At 62.8% G+C, this 25221-nt stretch carries 15 protein-coding genes; 4 read left to right on the forward strand and 11 right to left on the reverse strand.

All coding sequences use genetic code 11. The features are described from left to right. Positions 1-6: 6 nt before the first annotated feature. The 6 genes from WKV53_RS18970 to WKV53_RS18995 all read right to left on the reverse strand — a co-directional run bounded on the left by WKV53_RS18970 (position 7) and on the right by WKV53_RS18995 (position 6120). Complete coding sequence (locus WKV53_RS18970) at positions 7-1407, reverse strand: hypothetical protein (protein ID WP_341406361.1); 1401 nt, start codon at positions 1405-1407, stop codon at positions 7-9. Beyond that, positions 1404-3389, reverse strand: coding sequence for a hypothetical protein (locus WKV53_RS18975; protein WP_341406362.1), 1986 nt, complete (start codon positions 3387-3389; stop codon positions 1404-1406). The genes WKV53_RS18970 and WKV53_RS18975 overlap by 4 nt, the downstream gene beginning before the upstream one ends. Positions 3390-3519: 130 nt before the next feature. Beyond that, positions 3520-4116 carry a hypothetical protein gene (locus WKV53_RS18980; RefSeq protein ID WP_341406363.1) on the reverse strand — a complete coding sequence of 199 codons (597 nt, stop codon included), beginning with the start codon at positions 4114-4116 and terminating at the stop codon, positions 3520-3522. A 347-nt stretch (positions 4117-4463) separates the two neighbouring features. After that, on the reverse strand, positions 4464-5003 hold the full coding sequence (locus WKV53_RS18985; RefSeq protein WP_341406364.1) for a hypothetical protein: 540 nt from the start codon (positions 5001-5003) through the stop codon (positions 4464-4466). A gap of 70 nt (positions 5004-5073) precedes the next feature. Continuing rightward, positions 5074-5427 carry a cupin domain-containing protein gene (locus WKV53_RS18990; protein WP_341406365.1) on the reverse strand — a complete coding sequence of 118 codons (354 nt, stop codon included), beginning with the start codon at positions 5425-5427 and terminating at the stop codon, positions 5074-5076. A gap of 21 nt (positions 5428-5448) precedes the next feature. Continuing rightward, on the reverse strand, positions 5449-6120 hold the full coding sequence (locus WKV53_RS18995) for a hypothetical protein (protein ID WP_341406366.1): 672 nt from the start codon (positions 6118-6120) through the stop codon (positions 5449-5451). Between the two features lie 199 nt (positions 6121-6319). On the opposite strand from WKV53_RS18995, the gene WKV53_RS19000 reads away from it, so the two are divergent. Further along, positions 6320-6748 carry a septal ring lytic transglycosylase RlpA family protein gene (locus tag WKV53_RS19000; protein ID WP_341406367.1) on the forward strand — a complete coding sequence of 143 codons (429 nt, stop codon included), beginning with the start codon at positions 6320-6322 and terminating at the stop codon, positions 6746-6748. Positions 6749-7409: 661 nt separating this feature from the next. Next, a complete protein-coding gene (locus WKV53_RS19005; RefSeq protein WP_341406368.1) occupies positions 7410-10958 on the forward strand; it encodes a cadherin-like beta sandwich domain-containing protein in 3549 nt (1182 codons plus the stop codon). 108 nt (positions 10959-11066) lie between these two features. On the opposite strand, the gene WKV53_RS19010 is transcribed toward WKV53_RS19005, so the two are convergent. Next, a complete protein-coding gene (locus WKV53_RS19010; protein ID WP_341406369.1) occupies positions 11067-12872 on the reverse strand; it encodes an AAA family ATPase in 1806 nt (601 codons plus the stop codon). Between the two features lie 262 nt (positions 12873-13134). Next, on the reverse strand, positions 13135-13647 hold the full coding sequence (locus WKV53_RS19015) for a hypothetical protein (RefSeq protein ID WP_341406370.1): 513 nt from the start codon (positions 13645-13647) through the stop codon (positions 13135-13137). Between the two features lie 111 nt (positions 13648-13758). On the opposite strand from WKV53_RS19015, the gene WKV53_RS19020 reads away from it, so the two are divergent. After that, positions 13759-16059 carry a family 43 glycosylhydrolase gene (locus tag WKV53_RS19020; protein ID WP_341406371.1) on the forward strand — a complete coding sequence of 767 codons (2301 nt, stop codon included), beginning with the start codon at positions 13759-13761 and terminating at the stop codon, positions 16057-16059. A gap of 219 nt (positions 16060-16278) precedes the next feature. Continuing rightward, positions 16279-16983, forward strand: coding sequence for a hypothetical protein (locus tag WKV53_RS19025; RefSeq protein WP_341406372.1), 705 nt, complete (start codon positions 16279-16281; stop codon positions 16981-16983). Between the two features lie 362 nt (positions 16984-17345). Here the strand turns inward: WKV53_RS19025 and WKV53_RS19030 are convergent, their stop codons facing one another. From WKV53_RS19030 to WKV53_RS19040, 3 genes are all read right to left on the reverse strand, one after another. Continuing rightward, positions 17346-18044: a hypothetical protein gene (locus WKV53_RS19030; protein WP_341406373.1), complete on the reverse strand. Its 699-nt coding sequence runs from the start codon at positions 18042-18044 to the stop codon at positions 17346-17348. 509 nt (positions 18045-18553) lie between these two features. Continuing rightward, positions 18554-19912, reverse strand: a complete 1359-nt coding sequence (locus tag WKV53_RS19035) for a sigma-54-dependent transcriptional regulator (RefSeq protein ID WP_341406374.1) — start codon at positions 19910-19912, stop codon at positions 18554-18556. An 87-nt stretch (positions 19913-19999) separates the two neighbouring features. Then, positions 20000-25123, reverse strand: coding sequence for a PAS domain S-box protein (locus tag WKV53_RS19040; RefSeq protein WP_341406375.1), 5124 nt, complete (start codon positions 25121-25123; stop codon positions 20000-20002). Positions 25124-25221: the final 98 nt, after the last annotated feature.

A 25221-nucleotide genomic window follows, 5' to 3' on the forward strand; every position in this document is an offset into this window, starting at 1 on the left:
CGCTCACTACTTCAACCGCTCCAGCGCGCGCTGCTTGCCGGGGCTGTCTGGCAAGGCTTCCACCCACTTTCTCGCGGCGGTGGGATCAATGCAGTTCCACGTGGCGGCGGCATTTGAAATGGCAGCCTCGCGGAGATCGCCTTCAGGCAGGCCCTCGACATGGGTGATCGCTGCTGATGGGTCCTGATGCGTCCACACGATCATTCCCGTTTGGAAGGCCTGATCGCGGCTGGCTTCTTCAGGCAGGGCTTGTGCCCATGCGACTGCTTCCGGTGCATTCTTTTGAGCCCAGGTTTCCACGATCGCGGGAGCCCATGACCGGCGCAGGGCCAGAGGTTGGCGGTCGAGCCATTCGCCGACGACGGGGCCATAGAGGAAGGGACCTTCGGCAAAGCCGGTGGTGGGAACTTCGGGGATGACGCCGAGACGAGTGACCTCCGCTCCCAACTTCTCCAAGGCCGGTCCCCAATTTTCCGGACTGCGGGAAGGGATTTCCCCGAGGACATGCTCCATCCCGGCCTTCCGTGCCTCTAGGTTTCCCTCGCGGGCGATTTCCTGGAGAGTCTCTTCCGGGTGGTCCTCCAATCTCTTGAAAAGCGTGGATCGCGACCCGCCCTTGCTCCGCTCATAGTTGGCAAGGGATGCAGCGGCGGGGTCGGGTATGGATTCAGGTTCGGGATCGGCTCGATCTGCGATGAAGGCGGCCTCTTTTTCGGACAATTTCCAAAGTTCGTGAACCTTGTTCCGCAGGCCGTCGTCGCTGAGGCATTCGAGTAAGTTTTCTCCCAAGCGCCTGTCGATCCAATCGTCTTGGTCAGACGGCCCGGCTCCGGAACTTGCCTCGGGGTTCTTGACCCGAATCGTTTGGCCGAACAATTGATCCAGGTAGTGAAGCTGCCATTGCCTCGGCTTCGAGCGGATCACTTCAGCGACGAGCTCCGGCTCGGCCTGCTCGCCATGCTTCAGGGCTTCGCAGAGGCAGTCATTCGCGCGGTAGTTCGACTTGGAGAGGAAATAGCGGATCGCTTCGGCTGGCTTGGCGTCCGCCCAGGCAGCGGCGACCAGGTTGCAAAAACTGCCACTCGAGACGGGATTGATGAGGAGTTGGTCCAAGGCTGCCACCGGGTCGGTCGCCGCGATGCGGGCGGCATCATCGTCCGTATAGCTGCGCCCGAACGTGGTCAGTAATCCGGCGAGCGGCATCGCCTGCTTCTTGTGTTCCCACCGTTCGCTCTTCTCCAAGACAGTGTCCGCCAGCGCATTCATGCGCTGCTGGCGGCGTGTTTCGCGATGGGCCTCGACCGCGACTGCGACCGGGGGCGATGCCGATGCGGAGGACTTCGAGGGCAGCCACGATCCTGCGGCGAAACCCGCTACTGCGACGGCGAGCATGCTCCAAGGTTTCATGGCGTGGCGAACTCCCGGTTGATGCGTTCCTGCCAGTGCTCCTGTTCTCCGGGAGGCAGGGTGGCCACGATTTCTTGCAAGGACTCGAGTGTCTTCGGATCGTGTGCAAGCCGCAGGTCCATGCCGAGCGCGTTGAAGACGGTTTCCAGTGAGTGGCGACGCATGTCCGGATCGTGAAGCGCGGCTGCCCATGGGGCGGCTTGCAGCGGATCGGTATCGGCGGTGGCCGTGACGATCGAACGGATCGCTGCCTCGCGGGCGGACCCCTCCGCTTGGACCGCGATGGCTTCGGCGGTCGCGCCCGGGTCATCCGAGAATGCCTTTCCGCAGACCGCTTCCCAATCGGCAGGGGTTGCCGACGCATCGGTGGCGAGATGCATGAGGGCTGCCTGCGAATCGGCGCTTGCCCAATTGTGGTAGATGTCCGTAACCGGTTCTGCCGACTGACTGGCAGAGCGGGCATAATCGAGCGCGGCGAGAGGATCGGTTTTGACGAGTTTTTCGACCGCCCGGCCGACTAGGACATCCCGCACCGATCCTTCGGGCAAGGTCGCGATCAGGTCCGGCAGGGCCTCGGTGTCGGGCCAGTCCCGGGGAAGCAAGGAGACGGCTTCAACGATGTCATCTGCGTGGCCAAGCTTGCGGGCAAGCCATGGAATGGCGGTATCGGGGTCCTGGCCCGCCCATGACTCGAAGGCCCCCCGGCCGGAGTGCCAGAAGTTCCGGGCGGGGATGATATCGAGGTGGTGGATCGCCTCCGCGGCATCGGTGTCCATGAGGCCTGCGAGCAACTGGGACTTGATGCCGGCAGGGGACAGGAACTCGAAGTTCCTGATCGCGTCCGAGTAGTTGCTCAGAGCGTGGGGATCGCCTGTTTCTGACCCGGGCCGGACTTCCAGATGGGGGAGGATCAAGCGCTGGAGGCCTTTTTTCTCGGTCGCGGGATCGACGGCTCCGAGGATGGCCCATGCCTTGGTGAAATCGGTGAAGGCCGCGACGGAGGCGATCCTGCCGAGGGATTCGGCACGCATCGTTGCATCGGGAATGACACGGGCCGCTTCCTTGGCGGCGAAGTCGGGATCGTGGAAGGCGAGGCTTTCCAAGATGAGCTGGATCGAGCTGTTCCGGGCATTGCCGACGGGATAGGCGTCCGCGATGAGGTCCATCAGGGCTGGCCGGTAGTGCTCGTGATGGCCTTGGATGAAATGGGAGAGGCCGTCCAAGCAGCCCGCCGGATTCTCTTGAGCGGCCAACCATTTCTGCACGGAGGCGGGATCATACATCCAGCGGCCCCAGAGCAATTGACCCCGCAGGGCATAGAGGCCGAATCGCTTCAGCCACGCTTCGGCAGCATCAGGATCCTGACTGGCGAATTCAGCGAAGCGGTTTGTTTCGTTCTGGAAATGACCGGCGGTGATGACATCGACTGTGGCTCCGGCGGCGAGTGCTTCTTCCAAGAAAAGAAATGCCTTTGCCATGTCCTTTTGGAGCGCTCCGTTCACCAGCGCCGTCCACTCGGTGGCCGAGGGAGATGCCAGTGCGGCACGTGCTGCGGTGGTATCAAACGCGGCCCATTCCTCCAGGGCGATGTTGCGTTGTGCGCCTTCGGTGGAGGCGAAGGCCCATGCGGCAGATGGGTCTTTCTCGAACCAGCAGGAGAAGAGGCCGTGCCATGCCTTGTCATCGAGTTCGGGGACTTTCGTGAGGCGGGTGGCGATGTCTGCGAGCTGGGTGCTGTTAGAATCAGTTAGATGATCGGCGAGCCAGATACGGGTGGCGAGGTCGTCCATGCCCTCGGGCATCGGGGGCATAGATGGGGCGGCTGATGCGGAACTCCCGTCTGTTGCCTTGGCGGACTCGTCCTTCGCTTGGCGCACCATCCAGCCCGCGAACATAGCGAGGATGAAGCAGCCGATGAGGAGCAGGGGACGGGGAAGCATGTGGAGCAGCTCATGGTTGCCAGAGCGTGCGGTGAGGGGCAAGGCGGGAGAGAAGGCAGGGAAGGAGATCAGGCGTAGGCGCGGTGGTGACACCGCGGAAGCTGTGGGCGAGGCGGGCTGCTCGGGACCACTCCGCATTCTCACGAATGCGCCTACGGTTAGAAACTGAAGCTCAGCGTTTCCGCAGCTCGATTCCCTCGGGCATCCAGCCCTTCGGCATGCGGGTGATGCTGCCGGGCTGGGCTGGCTCTTGCGCGGTTGGCTGCTGGGGCTTCGTGGAAGAAGGGGTCGCGGCGTGAGTGGCGGGCGCTGGCGTGGAAGCGGGCTTGGTCGCGGCGGTCGCTTGGGACGCGGGAGGGGCGGCGACGGGCTCGACCGCGGAGGTCGGGGTGATCGCGGGGGCCTCTTCCGGGGCGGCTGCGGATGCCTGCGCGGTTTTCGGAGCGGGTGCCGGGAGCGCGGGAGGCGGCGGAGGGATGATGCCGGAGGCAGAGCCGGATTCATCCGCGGGGAGGTAGGCCATTTCGAGGCCGGGGGTGGAGGTCATGGCGACCCGGCCGCCCTTGCGGAAACGGGAGGTCACGGCGACGTCCGAGATCAGGATCGCGAGGAAGGCGGTGCCGAGCAGCAGCTGGAAGGACGCCAGGACCCGCGCGGCGAAGCCCTTGATCTCCGCATCACCAAACATCGATCTCACCACGATGCAGCCGAGGCCGCCGGTGAGGGGACCCCAGAGGAAGGGATCGGCGAATTTCGCGGTCTTTCGCACCCAAATGCGGACGCCGCTGAAAATCAGCGCGATTCCGCAGATTGCTAAAATGATTGGGACGAGAAGCGTTTGCCACATTGCGGTCTGACGAGGGGTGCTGGGCCCGCGCGGCGACTTGCAGGTGAGAGAGGTTTAGTTCGTTTGTTGCTGATTGGCAATGGTCAAAGATACCAGATTGTTCGCTTTTACTTATGGAGTCATTAGAGTGACGGGTTGAAATGAAGGCTCCGAATGCAAGCTGGCGCTAAAAAGTTTGGCCGCGGAATCACGCTGGAGAATGCGAAATTTGAAAAAGGAGGGTTAGTGGCACCCGAAAAGCCGCCTCGTTCAAGCCGACAGGCCTCGCCTCAGGGCCGCGGCCGCAGCTGGATCCCTTCCGGTTTCCAATCCTTCGACATCCGCTCGATGGTGCCGGGCTTTTCCGGAGTCCGTGGTGCTGCGGTGGCTGGCGGTGCCTGGCCGGCTACAGGAGTCGGCTGGACTGCGGCGACTGGCGGGGCGTCCGGAGGGATGATCGGGGCGGCGGGGGCGGATCCGTCTGCGGGGAGGTAGGCCATTTCCCGCGCGGGCTCGGCCTCGCGGGGAGGCTGCTTAGCGAAATAGACGGGCCACACGCCGAGGAAGAAGAACATGGCAAGCATGAGCGTGCCGAAGAACATCTGGAATAGCGCCACCATCCGCGCGGGGAAGCCCGTGATCTGCTCATCACTGTAGAGAAATCCCACGATAAAGCAGCCGATGCCGCCGGTGAGCGGCCCCCACAGGAAAGGATCCGCCACCCGTGTGGACTTGCGGATCCAGATCCTGATGCCATTGCCGATGGGGACGATCCCGAGCACGAGCAGCAGGACCATTTTCCAGTTGGTGAGGACGGCAGGCAGGGTCACGGGAGCCTCTGCTTAGCCCCATCGTTTGGTGATGACAATAGTCGATCTGAGTTAAGTGATCCGGCTGGACTCACTCGAAGTAAGTATCCTCATGCCGGTACGGCGGGGCGCAGCAGCAGAGGAAGCGCAGGGGCTCGGTGGCGGTGATCTGGTGCCACGCGCCGGCGGGGATGAGGATGGCATCGCCGGGGCCGACCTCACGGGTCTGGCCGTCGATTTCCATGGTGCCGCGGCCTTCGAGCAGGAAGTAGAATTCCTCACTGTCCCGGTGCCAATGGCGCTGGGTCGAGCCGCCGGCAGGGATGGTCGCCTCGGCCAGGCTCTGGTTTTTCACCGGGGCATTGGCCGAGTCGAGGATGCTGCGGATGGTGGAGCCGTCCTTGGTGGTGAAGGGTGGTTGCTGGTCGAGCGCGCGGATTTCCATGCGCGGGATTCGAGCGTGAAATCAATCGCCGAGGAAGACGAACTCTTCCGCCATCTTGTTCAGGGACAGGCGGGCGAGTGGCAGGGCCTCGGCGAGTTCGCCGAACATCTTCCGCGGGGCATCCTGCGGGGCGGCGCGGTTGTCCGCGGCGTCGCGATAGGCCCGGCGGGCGAAGTCCTCGTAGAATTCCACGCCCGGGGCACCACGGCGCTGGCAGCGGCGATTGATGAAGCCGGGGAAGAGTCCGGTCAGCACCAGGAATTGATTTCCCGCCTCGAGCTGCAGGTGGAAGCGCATGCGGCCGTGGGCGGACTGGAGGATGGCGACGAAATCGGCCGCATGGGTCAGCCCGGCGGGCAGGCTGCGTAGCGGATCGCCGGTATCACTGGCCAGGCGCTGGCACATGACGCCCGCGACGTAGTCGGCCACGCCCGGGTCATTGATGCCCGCATCCAGGAAGGAGTGGCGGACCAGCACGTAGAAATAAAAGGCGGGTGATACACTCAGGGCGGCGGTCGAGTCGATCAACGCGCGCAGCACGTCCTTGAGGTCCAGCATTTCCCTGAGGGCTTCCGGGTCTTCCCAGAGAGTCCACAGGTGACGACGTTCTCCGTGGGGCGAAAGAACGGCGGTGAGGTAGGTGAAGTCGGACGGGGTGAACCGGTCGCGGCAGGAAGGGATCCACGAGCTCATAGCACCCTTCCTCCTAGCAAAAGCGGGGCCGAAATGGAGGAAAAAGTTTAAGGTGTCTTAACTATATTCCCGTAAGGTATTGAATATTAAAAAATTAAGGGGTTTCACAAAGTTGCAGATCGGGCTTGCTGCCTGCTTTTCTAACCCCTACACCCCGCGGTCTCGCGTTCAGCGCGAGGTAAACCACCGACACGAAACCATGACCCGGAATAAAAAGTCCGTGGCCCTGGCCATCGCCGGAGCCCTAATGCTACCATCCTGCTCCACGCAGGCTACCGCCTCCAACCGGTTCGCCGGTCCGACGGAGTGGAAGGTTTCGTCCGTACAAACGGGCCAAGCTTCCTGGTATGGAACCCGCTGTAATGGCGGAACCCGCACCGCCAGCGGTGAGCGTCTCAGCAACAGTGCTGCGACCGCCGCTCACAAGACCCTGCCGCTGGGCACGCAAGTCCGCGTGACCAACATGTCCAATGGCAAGTCCGAGGTGGTGCGTATCAACGATCGAGGGCCCTACACCAAGGGCCGTGTGATCGACGTCACTGAAGGAGTCGCCCAGCGGCTCGGCTTTTTCTCGCGGGGCGTCGTCTCCGTGAAGGTCGAGGTGCTGAAAATGGCGGACGAAGGCTGATTTGATCGGGTCGATCCACAAAGGATCGATTGGATCGTCTCAGAACCAAACACTAGCCAGACCCCGAAGGTTCGCCCTTTATCAACCTGCCCTCTCCCGGAAACGGGAGGGGGCTTTTGTTTGGATGGGGGAGGAGGTGGAGCGATTGCCCGGTGATCTGCGACAGACCCGTTTTCAAGCGCCGAAGGTGCGGCAAGCCCTCAGCCCCGGCCAGCGGCCGGGGTCACCGGTGCAGATCATCCGGAGGGCTGAAGGCCCGATAGATCGTGAAATGATCGAACCGGCCTCGCCGAATCTCGCGACCCTTCAGGCCGCCGTCACTCGCGCATCGATCACCCCGGCCGATGGCCGGGGCTGAGGGCTTGTCGCACCTTCGGCGCTGAAGAGATCCACAGATCGGCGCCGATGGGCATGACGCAGGGGAGGCGGGGCCAGCGCCGCAGGGCAGGCCTCCCGATTTCGAGCCCCCACGAGTCCAGCCTTGATCCGGAAACCATGATTATCCCAATCTCTTCACCATAACTTGATTTAGCCAATCCGCAGCCGAAGTTCGGGGGCCAGTCACCCTGCCCCTGGCAAGCTGGATTCACCCCAACTGCAGATCGCCGGCCTGCGTCGCCTCAAGCCGCAGCCCCGGGCGACCCACGACACCCCGACAACGATGAGCACCCACTCTCTCCGTCCGCTGCTTCTCCTGCTCGCCTGCTTCAGCCTGATTTCCGGTCTGCGGGCGGCCATTCCGGCCATCGCGGCGGGAGACTCCCACAGCCTGTTCCTGAAAGGCGACGGCAGTGCCTGGGCCTGCGGAAAGGGGAGTGAGGGCCAGCTCGGCAACGGCTCGAGCGTGAACATCAGCTCCCCGGTGCAGGTGTCCGGGATGACCAGCGGCGTGGCGGCCATCTCCGCCGGAAACGCCCACAGCCTCTTCCTGAAAAGCGATGGCACCGTCTGGGCCTGCGGAGCCAATAACCAGGGCCAGCTCGGCGACGGCACCTCGACCACCCGCAGCACCCCGGTGCAGATCACCTCGCTGAGCGGAGTCGAGGCGATCGCGGCGGGGTATCGGTTCAGCCTGTTCTTGAAAACCGACGGCACCGTCTGGGCCTGCGGGGACAATGGCAACGGCCAGTATGGCAATGGCAGCCTCTCCTCCCTGAGCACCCCGGTGCAGGTGATGACCGGCGTCCAGGCCATCGCCGCAGGAGGAGGGGAGAATGGCTGCTACAGCTTGTTCCTGAAAACCAACGGCAGCGTCTGGGCCGCTGGGGAAAATAGCTCCGGCCAGCTCGGGGACAATAGCACCGGCGACCGCATCACCGCGGTGCAGGTCTCCGGGATGAGCAGCGGGGTGACCGCCATCTCGGCGGCAGAGGCATACAGCCTTTTCCTGAAAAGCGACGGCAGCGTCTGGGCCTGCGGATCGAATGCTTCCGGCCAATTCGGGAATGGCACGTTCACCAGCTCCAGCACCCCGGTGCAGGTCCAGACCGGCATCCAGGCGATCGAGGCAGCCTACCGGCACAGCCTGTTCGTGAAGACCGACGGCAGCGCCCGCGCCTGCGGATACAATCAGAGCGGCCAGCTCGGTGATAACTCGAACATGACCCGCCAGACCCCGGTGCAGCCCACCGGGATGACGAGCATACTGGCCATCTCCGGAGGTGGCGGCATCTCGGGAAGCCACAGCCTGTTCATGAAAAGCGACGGCAGTGCCTGGGCCTGCGGACTCGGCAGCAATGGCCAGGTCGGCGACGGGACTTTCAATTCACGCAGCATCCCGGTGCTGGCCCTTCAGCTCGTCGATACCCCGGTCGTCATCGCTCCCAGCGCGACCGCGATCACGGCCACCACCGCCACGCTCGGCGGGAGTGTCTACAGCACCGGACTCAGTGCCGCCACCGCGCGCGGTGTGGTGCTCGCCGCCACCGCGACGAATGCGAATCCGGCGATCGGCGGCAGCGGTGTGACGAATCTCAGCACCACCGGCGGCTCCGGCGCTTTCACCGTGAATGCCACCAGCCTGGTGCCCGGCACGGCCTACAGCTTCCGCGCCTACGCCACCAATAGCCTCGGCACCGGCTACTCCAGCACGGTCACCTTCACCGCGCCCAGCAATGTTGCCACGCTCTCCAGCCTTTCCCTCGATGTCGCCGCGCTCTCGCCGTCCTTCAATAGCGCCACGCTCTCCTACACGGCCACGGTGCCTTACTTCTACTCCAGCGTCACTGTCTCTCCCACCCGCACCCAGGCAAATGCCACCCTCACGGTCAATGGCACCACCGTCGCCTCGGGAAACAACATCTCCATCCCGCTGACCACGGGGAGCAATACCATCACCATCGTGGTCACGGCCCAAGACGGGACCACCACGCGGACCTACACCATCGCGGTCACCAAGCAAGGGCTGCCTCCGGTGATCTCCACCCAGCCGCTCAGCCGGAGGGTGAATCCCGGGTCGCCCGTTTCCTTTAGCGTCGCCGTCACCGGAGATGGCCCGTTCACCTATCAGTGGAAGAAAAACAGCACGAACATCCCCGGTGCCACCGGCAGCACCTACAGCATTGCCAGCGCCGTCGCCGGAGACTCCGGTCCCTACAGCTGCTACGTCACCGGATGGGGCATTGCGATTACCAAGCCGGCCATCCTTGTCGTGGGTCCTTATAATTCGGCGCTGGAAGCTGCGGCGATCTCGGCAGGTCATCCGCAGAATGGATTGTCGCACTGCCTGTTCCTGAAGACCGATGGCAGCGCATGGGCCAGTGGCGGGAACTTCAATGGCCAGCTCGGCGATGGCACCACCACCCTTCGCAATATCCCGGTGCAGGTCTCAGGAATGACCAGCGGCGTGAAGGTCATCACCGCAGGATACGCGCGCAGTTTCTTCCAGAAGGCCGACAACAGCGCATGGGGCTGTGGATTGAATGACCTCGGCCAATTCGGCGACGGCACCGTCACCCCTCGCAATCCCGCCGGGCAGGTGATGACCGGCGTGAAGGCCATCGCGTCGGGGAAATTTCACAGCCTGTTCCTGAAGACCGATGGCAGCGTCTGGGCCAGCGGAGGAAACACCCACGGCCAGCTCGGCGACACCACGAACACCGCCCGCAATCCCCCGGTGCAGGTCTCAGGGATGACCAGCGGCGTGACCGCCATCGCCGCCGGAGGATCGCTGAATGGCGGCCACAGCTTGTTCCTGAAAAGCGATGGCACCGTCTGGGCCTGCGGTCTCAACAATCGCGGCCAGCTTGGCGACAGCTCGACCACGAATCGCAGCACGCCGGTGCAGGTCTTGAGCGAGGTCCAGGCGATCGCCGCGGGCGGACCGCAGGGTCAGGATGCCGGCCACAGCCTGTTCCTGAAATACGATGGCAGCGTCTGGGCCTGCGGGGACAATAGCTTCGGCCAGCTTGGCGACAGTGCCTCGTATGGCTCCTATCAGTTCGCCCCGGTGCAGGTATCCGGGATGACCGGCGTGCAGGCCATCGCGGCGGGCAGCACCTTCAGCGTGTTCTTGAAATACGACGGCACCGTCGGGGCCTGCGGCGACAATGGCGCCGGCCAGCTGGGCGATGGCACGAACACGACTCGCAGCACGCCGATGCAGGTGCCGGGCATGGCGAATGTCCAGGCCATCTCGGCGGGAGAATACGACACCCTGTTCCTGAAGACCGATGGCTTCGTCTGGGCCTGTGGCTCGAATTCCTCCGGCCAGCACGGCACCGCCGGGAATACCAATCACAAGTCTCCCGTCCAATCGCTGCAACTCATCGTCTATCAACCGGGCGCCTGGCAGCAGTCGAACTTCGGCGCTAATGCCAGCAACGAGTCCATCTCCGGCTGGGACGCCGATCCCGACCGCGATGGCCTGCCCAACCTGTTAGAGCGCGCCTTCAATCTCCCGCCGCTCACGCCCAGCGTCCCCATCGTCACCCCCACCGGCACCTCCGGCCTGCCGCGCATCTGGGTCACCCAAGGCCCCGGCGGCCCGCTGCTCAATATCCAATACCTCCGCCTCAAGGCCTCCACCGACCCCGTTGGCCTCACCTACTTCCCGCAGTTCTCCTCCGCTCTCGGCGAAGCCACCTGGACCGCCGCCACCGGCACTGAATCCGTCGCCTCCATCGACGCGAATTGGGAACGGGTGACGATCACCGACACCCTCAGCGGCACCACCCGCTTCGCGAGGGTCAAGGTGGTGATCCAGCCGTAGTGGGCTCCTGAGTTTCGGGTGCTCGCATGCTGCTTTTGCGGTGCGCTCGCCGTAATAATTGTGGCCTCTCGGGAGAGGGCTTTTGATTTCTACTCAAGGTACAGCTGCTCATTCATCAAGTGCGAGCTGAGAATTGGCAAACTGCTGAAGCCAGAAGCCGTGAAGCCTGCCTTGGCGATAGTCTCCCGCTCCGGCTCGCAGATCACGGATTCGGTCGCGAGCGGTTGAGGTTAGGTCTCGAAACGCCGCGTTTCTGTTCGCGGCACTATATCGAGTGAGGAGCTGCCTGCCGATGAGATGAGCCTTCAACCACCCGTCTCGCCGAGAATCGACAATGAACTCCTGATTGTCCTGTTCGGTCACCGCAAATAACACCTTCAGTTGCGCTGTATCAAGAACGATGAATCCATGCTGGTGAGCTTTCTCGCCGTAAGGAAGCTGTTGCACCTCCACCAGTAAAAGGAACCCGTCGGGGCGCAGGACTTTTGTAACCTTGCCTTCCTCTCCAAAAAGCCCGTTCCAATCCGAGGGGTGGATCTCGTGGAGGACGTTGCACATCACCACGACGTCGAATGATCCAGCGTCGAACCGGGCTCTGAGTTCCGTCGCATCGTGGAATAGGCGACCCTCGGCGTCTCCGCAGAGCCTCGAAATAGCGGATCTACATTCACTGGCATCGCTTGCGGAGGGATCGAAAGCTACGTAGTCAATCGAGCGTCGGACCTCCTCAGTCCAGCTTTCAGCAAGCTCGGATGCAAGGCGCCCTTTTCCGGCCCCAAAATCCAAAATGCGAAGTGAGCCACGTGTCTGTCGTAGGCGGTCGAACATTTCGCGAATCTGATTGGTCTGCGGGTCGTCTTCCCTGTGATCGACCGTGATCGGAGGGACCAGGCATTCAGCAGCATAGCGATTGCTCGCGAGTGCGAAGGGAAGGTCGAGGAAGGAGGCCAATTGCTCTCGCCTCTTCTCCTCACCCAGCAGTCCAGTGAGAACTTTTTCGGGGGTGCTGCCTGCCTTGCCGATTGTGTTGCCCTCCATCCACCAGATTGAAGACGCATCGACAGATGCGAGAAGCGGTACGGAATGGGTCGCAATCCAGAGTTGGCCGTTTCCAATATGTGATTGTACTGCCTCAATCATATCCAGCAACGCGGCCGGATGAAGGTGGTTTTCCGGCTCGTCCATGAAGATGATCAGATCGTTCAATCTTGCTCCCTGCGCGTGGATCGCAATGCAGAGCTGTACGATTACTGATTGCCCTGCCGATAGATTGGTGCTGCCCAAGGGAAGTCCAAACAGGCAGGCTTCACCGTTCACTGACCTAGTGATTTCGGTATTTAGGAATTGCCTCACGATCAGATTGAGGCGTCCAAATTCCTCTTTGGCTGCCGTAACTTCATCGCCCGATATCGTGGTGGCAGGGTGGGTTGCCTCCCAATATCGATCCTGAACGTTTTGGATTTTGGAGAAGCACCCACGCGAAAGGTGAGCTATGCCAGGTAGTTCTACCTTCTTTGATTGGGTCAGGATGTCTCCCTTCGCAAGTTGGCTCGGATCAGTGAGACCAATTTGTGTGGGTACGAAAGGAACTATTACCGGGCTTCTGTCTTCGCTCAGCTCGAATTGGCGTCGGTACTTGAGTTCGGCTTGAGCCTTGATAAGGGCATCAAAGAAGTCCTTATGGCGGGCAGGGTTTCGATTCTGCGCCAATGCATCGGTAAAACTTTGGATGCGCTGTTCAATGGGCGTGATTTTGAGCAATTTCTTGGTCGCAATCGTGATCGTGTTAAGGAGCCGCGATTTGCCTGCGCCGTTGCGACCAGCGATCACCACGACCTGCCCAAGATTGTTCATCCTGATGGGGCCGAGATTTACATCTGGTAAGGCAGGCAAGTCGATAGATATGAATTTCATGAAGGGGAGGATGCCGAGCAGATTTCAGCCCGTAGATTATTGGTTACTAGAAGGGTTGCAAATCTTTACCCAACGTTTGAAAGACGTAGGTAGTTCAGTTGAGCTGCCCGCAGTGGCGTGTGAAATTCATCCACCAAAGGATCGATGAGTTGTCCCGGGTCTCCAAAGAGCAAAGAGCACGCAAACCCCATTATTAGAATAATGGGGTTTGCGTGCTCCTTGGTTTGCTCAAAGCGCAAGCAGCAAACCAAGGCGCAAAACGTCAGATGACTTCTTGCGGCTTGCGGTCTGGGAGGCAGACCCAGGTGAGGTTCTTTCCACCGCGCGGGTTCTTTTCCGAATAGGTGTCGATCAGTTCTAGGGCCTTCGCTTCGGAGTAGGCGGCTTCTACGGAACGCAGGCCGCAGTGGTGATCGCGGGCGAGTTGTTCTAGCAGGGCTTTGCGTTGCATGTCTCCGGTGGTGACGGCTTGGACGACGTGGTGGGGACCGACCTTGCGGGACTTGGTGTTGCCCTTGGTGGCTTGGCCTTCGCTGATGAGGGTTTCGGCTTCGTGGGGGGTGACGGGGAGCCAAGCGGGGCGGGAGGGGTTGTCGGTGCGCTTGATGAGGTAGCGGTCGGTGTAGCGGCCGTCGGGGTCCTTCCAGCCGGTGGTCTTGCGCTTGCTGACGTGGAGGCAGTGGAGGCCCTTGGTCTTGGTGGGGGCGAGGGTGAGGATGGAGCGGGGGACATTGGCGACTTCGCCGCCGCCGATGCCGGAATAGGTGAGGTCCATGTGAAAGAGTGAGCGGAGGCCCGGGCTGTCCGAGGGCAGGAATATCGTCGCTCCTTATTTTGCTCGCTCGGCCATTGCAGCCGGGGCGCGAAACCGGGAGGCTGGGGCCGCATGAGCGAGATTCCCGATGCCATGGAGCCGAATGTCGCGGCTCGTCCGTTTGCCATGATCGTCGCCGCGGTATTCGCGGTGCTGTCGACTTCTCTCGCTGGCGGTGCGCAGGAGGTGGAGGCGAATGCGAAGCATGGGCTGCGTGCGGATTTCTACAGTAGCTCGGAGAGCAAGCCATTCGACCGGCTGCGCAAGATCACGACCCATAGCGGCATCGCTTTCGCGGATCTGGTGCCGGAGTTGCGGCAGGTGGTGGGGACGTCGGATTCGACGGCGATCCGATGGGTCGGACAGATCGCTGCGCCGGGCAGTGCCGACTACACCTTTCATCTGACGGGCGATAACGGTTTCCGCCTTTGGATCGACGGGCGCTTGATCATCGATCACTGGCTGCCGGATTGGGACAAGGAGCAAAGCAGTGCGCCGGTGCATCTCGACGCGGGATCGAAGCACGAGATCAAGGTGGAGTATTTCAATGTCGGTGGTGGGGCGAGCTTGAGGCTGTCGTGGTCGACGCCGGATACGCCGAAGGAGACTGTGCCTGCGGTGTGCTTCTACCTGCCGGAGCGTTTTTACACGGTCGCTGATCTCAGGTTTTATGTGGATGATGTTGTCGCCCTTCAGCGCAACGCGACGGTGGGCAAGGCGATCGGGTCGTATCCGCAGGCGGCGATGGATGCGCTCACGCTCGCGATCGACAAGGCGAAGGCGCTCCAGTCAGACGAGCGCGTGGCCTCCGCGGGGATCGGCGAGCAGATCGATGCTCTGAAGACGGCGCGCGATGCCTTCAAGCGATCCGTGGTCAAGGAACCCTACGATGGGGTCGGCACCGGCAACCCGGTCTTGCCCGGCTATTGGGCGGATCCGACGGTGTATTACGACGCGCCATCCAACGCCTTCTATTGCTTCGCGACGGTCGATGGGGTGGATGCCGGTTGGCAGCATGATCCGCACTATGCGGTGTCGAAGGATCTGGTGAATTGGAAGATCGTGCCGATCGACTTGCCAAAGGTCTGGCCGCTGCCGGTCGCGGGGAAGCCACGTGCGCTGTGGGCGCCGAGCATTGTGCGGAGCACGAAGAATGACCGCTACTACCTGACCTACTTCATCGAGGGCAGCACCTACATCGCCTCGGCGGATAGCCCGATGGGGCCGTGGAAGAACGCGACCACCGGAACGACGGCGGAGACTTGCCGGCTGAGCGACGGCTTCGATGCGCAGCTGTTCATCGACTCGGATGGCGAGATGTATCTGAGTCACGCTGCCTCCGAGTTCAAGCTGTCCCACTTGAACGTGGCGGCGGATGGCATGGTCTCGGTCGACAATGGCCACCCGCAGGCGACGGAAGGCGACGCCTACAAGTTCAAGACGATTCACCGGATCCGGGTGTTCGGCGAGGGGACGGCCTTGTTGAAGCACGGGGAGAAGTACTACCTCTTCTACGCCGAGTTCGGCAGCCAGAACTATTGCGTGAAGTATGCCACCGCGCCGTCCGTCTGGGGGCCTTACACGGAGCAGCCGGGATTCGTGATGGAGCGCGATGCGGTCCGCGACATCCTGGGGCCGGGTCACGTGAGTCTATTCGAGTATGGAGGCGATACCTATATCGGCTACCATCGCCAGCACTTCCCATTCGTGGATTCGAAGCGGCAGACCTGCGTCAATCGGATCACCTTCACGGGAGATTCGGTCGGCTTGGATGTGCAGAACCATTCCGGCATGCGGGCGGGGAATGGGGCGCTGGAGCAGCTGGTCGCCAAGGCGCTTGGGGAACGTGAGGCGAATTTGGCGCTTGGGAAGGTGGCCATTGCTTCGAGCGTGTCCGACTACAAGGGCGGGGAGTTTGCCGATGAGCCGTTCGCGCCGATCCCGGGGTTCTATAAGGCGGGGTTTGCGGTCGATGACAATTGGGGCACGCGATGGATGGCGGGCACTGATCAAGCGACGCCGTCATCGCTCATCGTCGATCTTGGTGCCGACACGGAGATCGGGAGGACGGAGACGGTGTTCGAGCATGTGAGGAAGGTGTATCGATACAAGATCGAGAGCTTGTCGCAGGCCGATGCCGCGGACGTGAATGCGGCGAGCAAGTCCGACCGGTGGGCGATCTACGCCGATCGTAGTAACAACGCGCAGAAGCAGTCGCCGGTGGTGGACTCGAAGCGGGTGTCGGCGCGGTATCTGAGGATCACGATTCTTTCGGCGGATCTGCCAACGGCGAGGGAGAGCACGAGTCCGGGGCGGACGGATTATCTGGATCGGGTGAGCGTGGTGGAGTTCGGGGTGTTCGCGAAACCTTGAGGCGGGAATCGTGGGGAAGGCGGTCTCGTCATATGCCTTCGTGACCGCGCTGGGACCAAGGCCGCGAGACGCATGAGGCGTCCATTCAGGACGCGATGGTCGCCGCATATCCACCCGGCACTCTCGTGCCGGGCTTTTATGAGCCGTCGCGTTGCGACGAAGAGTTTGCCTGAAACGGGCCATTGCAGCCGGGGCGGAAAATAGGGAGGGTGAAGCTGCATGCCCGAAGCTCCTCCCGATTCAGCCGAGCTTCCCGAACCAGTTCCGGAAGATGCGGCCGAGGTCGCGCGGATCAGGATGTGGAATCGCTTCTACAAGATCGCGGTGATCTGGATGATCGGCTGGGTCGGGTTGATCCTGGAGAAGATGTTGAAGCTCGATAGCGTGGTGGACGGGCTGCGGGAGGGATTCATGAAGCGAGCATTCGTAGCGCTGCTCCTGCTTGTCGTGACGCTGCCTTTGGGATGGCTGGGGGCGAGGATTGGGTCACGGGAGAAATGGCGGAGGTGGCGGCTGTGGTTCACGTTTGCGCTGCCAGCGCTCTATGTGTTGGCAGTGGTGGCTTGGGCGCTGCATGGGCGGTATTTTCCAGAGGGGAGATTCAAGCGGGATACCGGCGTGGAGTTTCCGCGTGAGGGTCGAATGGAGCGATGTGTTTTCGACGATGGATACGGCTTCTTCGACGAGTGGGGACGCACTTACGACTTCACCTGTCCGGCGGCGGAGACGGATCGAATGGTCGAGGAGATGAAGCTGAAGAGAGAGTCGTGGAGTTACGTCTGGCCGACCCCTCCGCCACCGTCGAGCGGGTGGACCAGCTACGACACTTGGAATGGAATCGGGGCGCATGGAGGGATCAGCGTCGTGTTTCAGGCGGATGGCTCTCACACGAAGGTGCATATTCTCTGCTATGGGGGGTATTGAGGAGGTGTCCTTTGCTAAGGCAGCCGGGGAGCGTTCTGCCGGCCTGGAGACCGGCGCTCCCAGAAGCAGGTGCCCTAAAACGACCAATCCAACCACCCGCCGGAAGGAATCTCGCGAGAGATCGCGCGACCGGCAGGAGATTGGATTGGATAGCGGGTCTTGCGACCCAAGTTCTCCCCCCAGAGAACAGCTTTTATTGGCAGGCCGCGTGCCAGATGCGGGCAGCGGGGTGTAACCTGCGGAAGGCGAGTGGCTTAAAGTTTCGGACGGGGGAAAAGGATTGGCGGTGGATTGCTATGGCCTGAAATAATTTCAGGGATCGGTGAAGTTCTTACAGGGTTCTTAAATTTCTTTCAGGCTTCTTAAGCACCCGCGGTGAGGATCAGGTAGGCGGCGGAGTGGGGCAGGAGCAGGAGGAAAAGGCCGAGCGCCAGGGTCCTCAGGGAGGATCGGAAGGTGGAGGAGGCGGGGCCCTTGCCGCGGAGGTGGAGGAAGCCGAAGTAGAGGAACAGGAGGGCGAGGTAGAGGCCCAGCACCTCGAGCGCGGGAAGGCTATCGCCGGTCCAGCGGGCGAGGAGCTTGCCGCCGATGAAGCCGCAGGCGGTGATCAGGACGGCGATGGCGGTAAGCTCGGGCAGGAACAGGGTGGGGGCGGTGGCTGTTGCTGCCGTGGCTCCGGTTTCGGGAGGACGCGGAGTCTCCCAGGCAAGGGAGGTTTCCGAGGGGTGAGGGGCTTGGACGGGGAGCTCGGGGAGAGGACGGGCCTCGGTCCAGGGCTTGAAGGTGGGATGAGCTGCCGGGACGGCGTCCGCGGGGCGTGCGAGGTCGTTGGACGGGCCCATGGCATCGTCCATGGCGTCGAATGGATCCGAGGGCAGGGGGACGACTGGCTTGGCGGGCGACTGGAGCTTTTGCCGCCTGGTGACCGGGGTAGCTTCCGCGGCAGGAGAGATGATGAGATGAATGGGGAGGTCTGAGGCTCCGCCTCTCTCCACGAGACATGCTTTTCGCGGCAGGACCTTGAGCGGTCTGGGTGGCGGGGAGCCGGTGGGGCGGTGCATGTCCGGGTGGGGAAAAGGTTCCTTCTCACTCCGGGGAAAGACTGCCGTCCATGCCCAACCTTCACCGCCGGGGGGGCCTCCGGAGAGACCATCCGCCCGACGGTTTGGTTGTTGCATTGCGGGGCCTTTCAGCCCCAGTTCTCCCCCCAGAGAACAGGAACCTTCTGGCACCCGCGATGCCAACTATACCGACATTTCCTCAGCGCTTCATGTTCAACGAAATGCAGAAACAATTCGTAGATCTGCGCAGATGGGGGTAATTGAAAACTCTGTATGATTTTCAACATATACGGAAAATCATGCAGGAGATGCGTTTTGCCTGACTGGGGCTAATGGGGTGATTAGCGGGTTTCGTGCGGATTGACCGGGTGGTGCAGGCGCGGTGGTGGGGCCGTGGGAGACGGCTTTGCGGGACCACTCTGCATTCTCACGAATGCGCCTGCGTTGGGAGGGAGTGTGGACGTGCCATCCACACCGCGTCGACGGAACGTCGACAACCCTTATGGGCCTTACTTCAGGCCGTGGCGTTCGAGGAGGTTGTAGACGGTGCGTTCGGAGACGCCGAGTTCGCGGGCGGTGCGGGCCTTGTTGCCGCCGGTGCGGCGGTAGGCTTCCAGAAAGGTTTCGCGCTCGAGTTCGTGGAGGGTGCGGACCTTGCCACCGGCGTTGGCGGCGTGGCCGTCGCGGCGGGATTCGAGGAGGGGAACGAGGTCCTTTTCGCCGAGTTCGTTGCGGTCGGTGAAGGCGGTGGCACGTTCGAGGACGTTCTCGAGCTGGCGGATATTGCCGGGCCATTCGTAGGCGGCGACGGCTTCGCTGGCGGCGGGGGAAAGGGTCCAGGTGTGGGTGCCGCGGCGGGCGGCGATGCGGCCGAGGATGGCGGCGGTCAGGCCGGGCAGGTCGTCCTTGCGCTCGCGGAGCGGCGGGATGTGGAGCTCGATGATATTGAGCCGGTAGTAGAGGTCCTCGCGGAAGCTGCCGTCGGCGACCTTTGCGTGCAAATCTACATTGGTGGCGGCGATGACGCGGGCATTGGTGCGCAGGATCTTGCTGCCGCCGACGCGGAAGAACTCACGGTCCTGGAGGACATTGAGCAGCTTCGGCTGGAGCTCGGGCGGCAGGTCGCCGATTTCATCGAGGAAAAGGGTGCCCTTCGAGGCTTGCTCGAAGCGGCCGGCGCGGGTGGCCACGGCTCCGGTGAAGGAGCCCTTCTCATGGCCGAAGAGCTCGGACTCCAGCAGCTCGCGCGGCAGGGCGGGGCAGCTGACCGGGATGAAGTCCTCATTCGCGCGCGGGCTGAGGCGATGGATCTCGCGGGCGAAGTAGGTCTTGCCGGTTCCGCTTTCACCGGTGAGCAGAATGGTGCTGTCCAGCGAGGCGGCCTTTTCCATGCGGCGCAGCAATTCGCGGACGCGGGCGTCGGCACTGCGCAGGCCATCGGCCGGGGCGAGCTTGGCACTGGCACCGGTGACGGCGATGACGGGCCCGGAGCGATCCACACGGATCTGCCGCAGCAGGTCAAAGAGGCGCTTCAGCTCGAATGGCTTCGTCAAATAGTCGGCCGCACCGGCACGCAGCGCGCGCACGGCAGTCTCGGCGTCATTCAGACCGGTGAGCATGATCACCGGCAGGTCCGGCTGAGCAGCGCGCAGGCGCTCCAGGGTCTGCAAGCCATCGATGTCCGGCAGGCCATGGTCCAGCACCACGGCCTCAATGCTATCGTCCAGCGCGTCCAATGCGCCCATGCCGCTGCCAGCGGTGCGTGGGCGCCAGCCATGATCCTTCGCGGCGATCACCAGCAGACGCTGGATGGTTTCGTCATCATCAACGATCAAGAGGTTCGCGTGGTCTTCTCTGCTTAGAGACATCAGGATCAGTAAGGTGGGTGGGCTTCAGGGCTTGTCCAGCGAGGGATCGTAAGGTGCCGAGAAGCGTTCAAGGTGACAGGAGGGAATCTACGCATCAGAAATGACGCGTTTGAGAACTTTTAACAACGTTTCTGCGCTGCATGGCTTAGGCAAAAAGTGACGGACGCAGCTGCTTGCCTCTCGCGCACGGGCGTCGTGACCGGTCACGCCGCTGGAAGCGATGATTTTCACATCGGGGTGAATCTCCACGAGCGCACGGATCACTGCGGCTCCGTCCATGCCGGGCATCATCATGTCGGTAATGACTACAGAGATCTGCGCGTGATGCTGGAGGAAAAGTTCTAGCGCTTCGTTGCCATTTGCCGCGAGCAGGACATTGTAGCCGAAGGATTCCAGCGTGCGGCCGGTGACGCGGCGGATGAATTCCTCATCGTCGGCAATGAGCACCGTCTCGCCATCGCCGCGGGGCAGGGGGCCTTCGCCTTGATCGGGAGCAGTGTCGCCGGTGCCGGGGAGGCCGGGCAGGAAGAGATCGAAGCGCGCACCGCGGCCGGCCGGGCTGGCGGCACGGACGAAGCCACCGTGGCTCTTGATGATGGCGAGCGAGGTGGGCAGGCCGAGGCCGGTGCCCTTGCCAACCTCCTTCGTGGTGAAGAAGGGCTCGAAGATTTTTTCAAGGTGCTGCGTGGGGATGCCGGAGCCGCTGTCTTCCACGCTGATGCGGACATAGGGGCCGGGCTTGGCATCGGGCTCGCGCGCGGCCTCGCGGGCATCGAGGTCGAGATTCTCGGCGGCGATGGAGATGCAGCCGCCATGGGGCATCGCATCGCGGGCATTCACGCAGAGATTGATGAGCACCTGATGGAGCTGGGTGGGATCGCCCTGGAGCGTCCACAGGCTGCGGGGCACGCGGATATCGAGCGTGATGTCCTTCGGGAAGGTATCGCGCACGATGTTCTCCACGTCGCCGACGAGTTGGCGGGCATGGATTTCCACGCGGCGGCCTTCCATGCCGCGGGCGAAGGAGAGCACCTGGCTGACCATGTCCGCACCACGCCGCGCGCTGCCGGCGAGTGTGGCTAACAGCTCGCGGCCGCGTTCCGAGGTGACTTCCGAGTGCAGCAGCTCGATCGACATGCTGATCGGCGCTAGCACGTTGTTCAGGTCATGGGCAATCCCTCCCGCGAGGGTGCCGATGCTCTCCAGTCGCTGCGCGCGCAGGAACTGCTGCTGGAGCTTCCGGTGCTCGGTGATGTCGGTATTGATCGCGAGGATGTACTTCGGTGCGCCGGTCGGATCATGGAGGAGTGTCCAGCGGCCTTCCACGGTGATCTGTCTGCCATCGCGGGCGAACTGCTGGAGTTCACCGAGCCATTCGCCGGTTTCCAGCACGGTGCGGCAGGCGTCCTTGAATTCGGTGGTGTCGCGATAGAGCAGCGTTTCCACCGAGAGCCCGAGGGTTTCCTCCGCGGTCCAGCCGTAGAGGCGCTCGGCGCTCTTGTTCCAGTAGGTGATGCTGTGATCGAGCTCGCGGACCATGATGGCATCGCGTGCTTGATCGAGCAGCGATGCCTGTTCGCGGATGCGTGCATCGGCGAGCTGGCGATCGAGCTCGGCGGACGCGCGGGTGGCGAAGATCTGGAGCGTGGATTGCACCAGCGCGGTCTCTTCCAGCGGTGTCTTGAAGAGCACCACCATGACGCCGGCGACCGTGCCATCGCGATGTCGCAAGGGGATGCCCGCATAGGCATGGATGCCATAGACGACGAGCAAGTGATCTTCCGGGAAAAGCTCCTGCACGCCTCGATCGAAGATGCAGACCTTGCCCTCGGTGACGTTTTCACAAGGCGTGCCGTAGAGGCTGTAGGTCACGTTCTCCTCATGCTTGCCATCCATCACGAAGGAGAGCGTGGTGATCGAGAGCTCGGCGGGATTCAAGCTGCCGATCACACCGGCGTGCGCGCCGAGTGCCTCGACCATGTTCATGGTGAGCAGGTCGAAGAACTCGGTGCCGGTGCCGGAGGTGACGGCCTGGGCCACTTTCAGCACGATCTCCTCGGTGCGGCGCATTTCCTGCCGCGAGCGCAGCGTGCCGATGCCAAACGCGAGGTCGTCCGCGAGCTGGCGGAGCAGGTCGATCTCATCATTCCCGGCCTGCAGGACTTCCGGTGCGTAGAGCCCGAGTGTGCCGAAGACGCGGTCGCCATCGCGTAGCGGGAGGAAGATCACGCTGCGATAGCCGCGGTCGGTCGCCTCGCCCAACCAATGGAAGAACGCATTCTCCAAGGTGATGTCGCGGCAGACGATGATCTCGCCGGTGCGGATCGAGCGACCCGCAGGGCCTCGTCCGGTCGGGCAATTTTCATCCCATGTGAGGAGGATCTTTTCCAGGTAGCCATCCTCGGCTCCGGCCCATGCCATGGCCTCGATGCTCTTTTGCGAGTCATCGCGCGCGTAGCCGACCCATGCCATGCGGTAGCCGCCGGTATTCACGGCGACGCGGCAGATCTCCTCTAACAACTGATGCTCGCTGGTCACGCGGGTGACCGCTTCGTTGGAGGCGCTGAGCATTTGCAGCGCACGATTGAGGCGGGCCAGGTCCTGCTCGGCTTCCTTGCGCGCGGTGAGGTCGGTCATGCCGCCGACCATGCGGATGGCGCGGCCGCCTTCATCGCGGATCACGAAGCCGCGATCGAGCACGTAGGCATAGCGGCCATCGGCCTTGAGGAAGCGGTATTCGTCCGACCAATGCTCGCCGCCTTCGGTGATGATGCGGCGGATGCCGGGCAGCACGCGCCGGGCATCGTCCGGATGAATGCGGTGATACCACGACTCGGCGGACGGCTCGATCTCGCTGCGCTTGAAGCCGAAGAGCGTCTCGAAGCCCTCGTTCCACCAGATCTCATTGGTGGCGAAGTTCCAGTCCCACACCGCATCGTTGGTGGCGCGGGCGACGACCTCGAAGCGCTTGCGGGTTTCGCGTGCGGCATCCTCGGCACGCTGGCGTTCGCTGCCTTCCAGCGAGAGCGAGACGAGATTCGCGACGGCGGCGGCGAAGGTCTTTTCATCGCCGGTCCAAGTGCGGATGGGGCCGACGTGCTCGCTGCACATCACGCCCTCGATGCTGCCGCCGAGATGGATCGGCGCGTCTAACATCGAGGTGATGCCCAGTGGCAACAGGTAGTTGTTGGAGAACTCAGAGGTGCGCGGATCGGTCATCGCGTCGTCCGCGGCGATCACATGCGTGTCCTCCATCGCTTGGAAATACGCGGGGCAGGTGCCGGAGGTGATCACCATGCCGCTGCTGTGGCGATGGCTCTCCAGTTCGTAGAGATCCACGCAGCGGATTGCTTGTCTGTCGGCGGTGTAGCGCCAGATGCTGACGCGTGCCACGCCGAGCGCCCGGGCATGGCCCTCGGTGATGCGGTGGAAGGAGCTCTCGTCGTGATCCAGCGCGAGCGGCGGCATGTCGGTGAGGGCGATCAAGGCATTCCGCTGCCTCACATAGCGCTCCTCGGTGGCGCGGGCTTCATCCTCCGCGCGCTTGCGCTCGGTGGCGTCCCGCATCACGCCGACCTGATAGGCGACGCGGCCCTCGGCATCGTTCACGGGCACGATGTCGACTTCCAGCCACAGCTCCTCGCCGTTCTTCTTGAGATTGAGCAGTTCCGCCCGCACCGGATCACCGCGCATCAAGGCGAGGCGGATGCGGTCAAGCTCGGCACGCTGGGTCTTCGGACTCTGGAGGAAACGCGGCGACTTGCCGAGTGCCTCCTCGCGCGTGTAGCCGGTGACGCGGGTGAAGGCATCGTTGACGAAAAGGATGCGCGGCTCCGGTTCATCCCAAGCGCCGGCGTTGGTGATGATAACCAGGTCATTGATGCGGGCGACGCTGGCCTCTAACAGCCGCAGCTGCTCGCGGGACTGGCGCTGCGTGGTGACGTTGCGGAGATAAACCGCCAGCCCTTCCTCCGAAGGAAAGGCGCGGATCTCGAACCACTGGCCGAAGGGCTGATAGAAGAACTCCTCGAGAACGCCGAGCCGGCCTTTCTCCATCGCCTCGCGATAAGTGCGTTCCACGGCCGTGCCGCGCACATCGGGGAACAAGTCCCAGATGACCTGACCCAGGACTTCGCCACGCTTTTGCCGCAGGATGTCCTCGGCCTCCGAGTTCAGGTAGGTGAACTGCCAGTCGCGGTTCAGGGTGAAGAAGGCATCGGTGATGCTTTCGAGCGTGGCGAGCAATCGCTCGTTCAGATGAAGTGCCCGGTGCTCGGAGGCCTTTCTCAGCGAGATGTCCTGGAAGGCGCCCTGGATGCGGCGGATGGTGCCATCGGCATCCCGCACGGCTTCGCCGCTGGAGCGCACCCAGACATGGCGGCCCTTGGCGGTGATGAGTTCCGCTTCTTCATCGAAAGGCTCGCCGGTGCTTACGCAACGCTCGAAGGCTTGGAGGATGCGCTTGCGCGAGGCTTCCTCATAGAAGGCGAATGCCTCGTCTCCGGTTGGGATATAATCCGGTGCCGCCTCGTGAATCGCGCGGACTTCATCGGACCAGGTGATGAGCATTTCCGGGACGTCCACTGTCCAGCCGCCGAAGCGCGCATTGCGGCCGGCGATCTTCAGCAGCGTCTCGTCCTGGCGTGATTTCGCAGCAGCACGTCCGCGTTCGATGGCAAGCGCCACCAGCTTGGCCGCGGACTCGGCGCGGGAGAGTTCGTCGGGGTGGGGGAAGCGATGCTCGCGGTGATAGATGCCGAGCGTGCCGAGGACCTGTCCCGCGGTGGAAAAGACCGGCACCGACCAGCACGCCAGCAGGCCATGGCGGATCACCAGCTCGCGGGCCGAGGCCCAGTCGGGATGAGTGGTGATGTCCGCGATCAAGACCGGCTCGCCACGGGCCGCCGCACTGCCACAGGAGCCGAAGCCATCCAGGATCGGCAACTGGCGTGCCGCTGCGGTGAATTCCTCCGGTAGCCCCGGTGCCGCTGCGAGCGTCAGGGTGGTGCGCTTTTCATCCGCCAGGAAGATCGAGCACAGCGCGCCATCATCCGACATCTCCTCGATCCGCCGGGCGATCCTCTCTAACACCTCCTCCAACGGCAATCCCGAGAGGATCAGCTCGAGCGCTTCCGCCTGACCGGCCCAGAAAGCCTCCCGCCAAGGTCGTTGCGGGCGCTCGCGGTGATGTTCTTCAGGTAGGTGGCTCATGGAGTGCGGGACGCCTCTCTGGGGGGAGTTCCCGCCGGGATTTCCCGGAAAGTTTGTTAGAAAGTGTCAGGGTGCGCGGCCGGTCTGCGCCACGCGGT

This window comes from Luteolibacter sp. Y139 (assembly GCF_038066715.1).
Taxonomy (GTDB): Bacteria; Verrucomicrobiota; Verrucomicrobiia; order Verrucomicrobiales; family Akkermansiaceae; genus Haloferula; species Haloferula soli.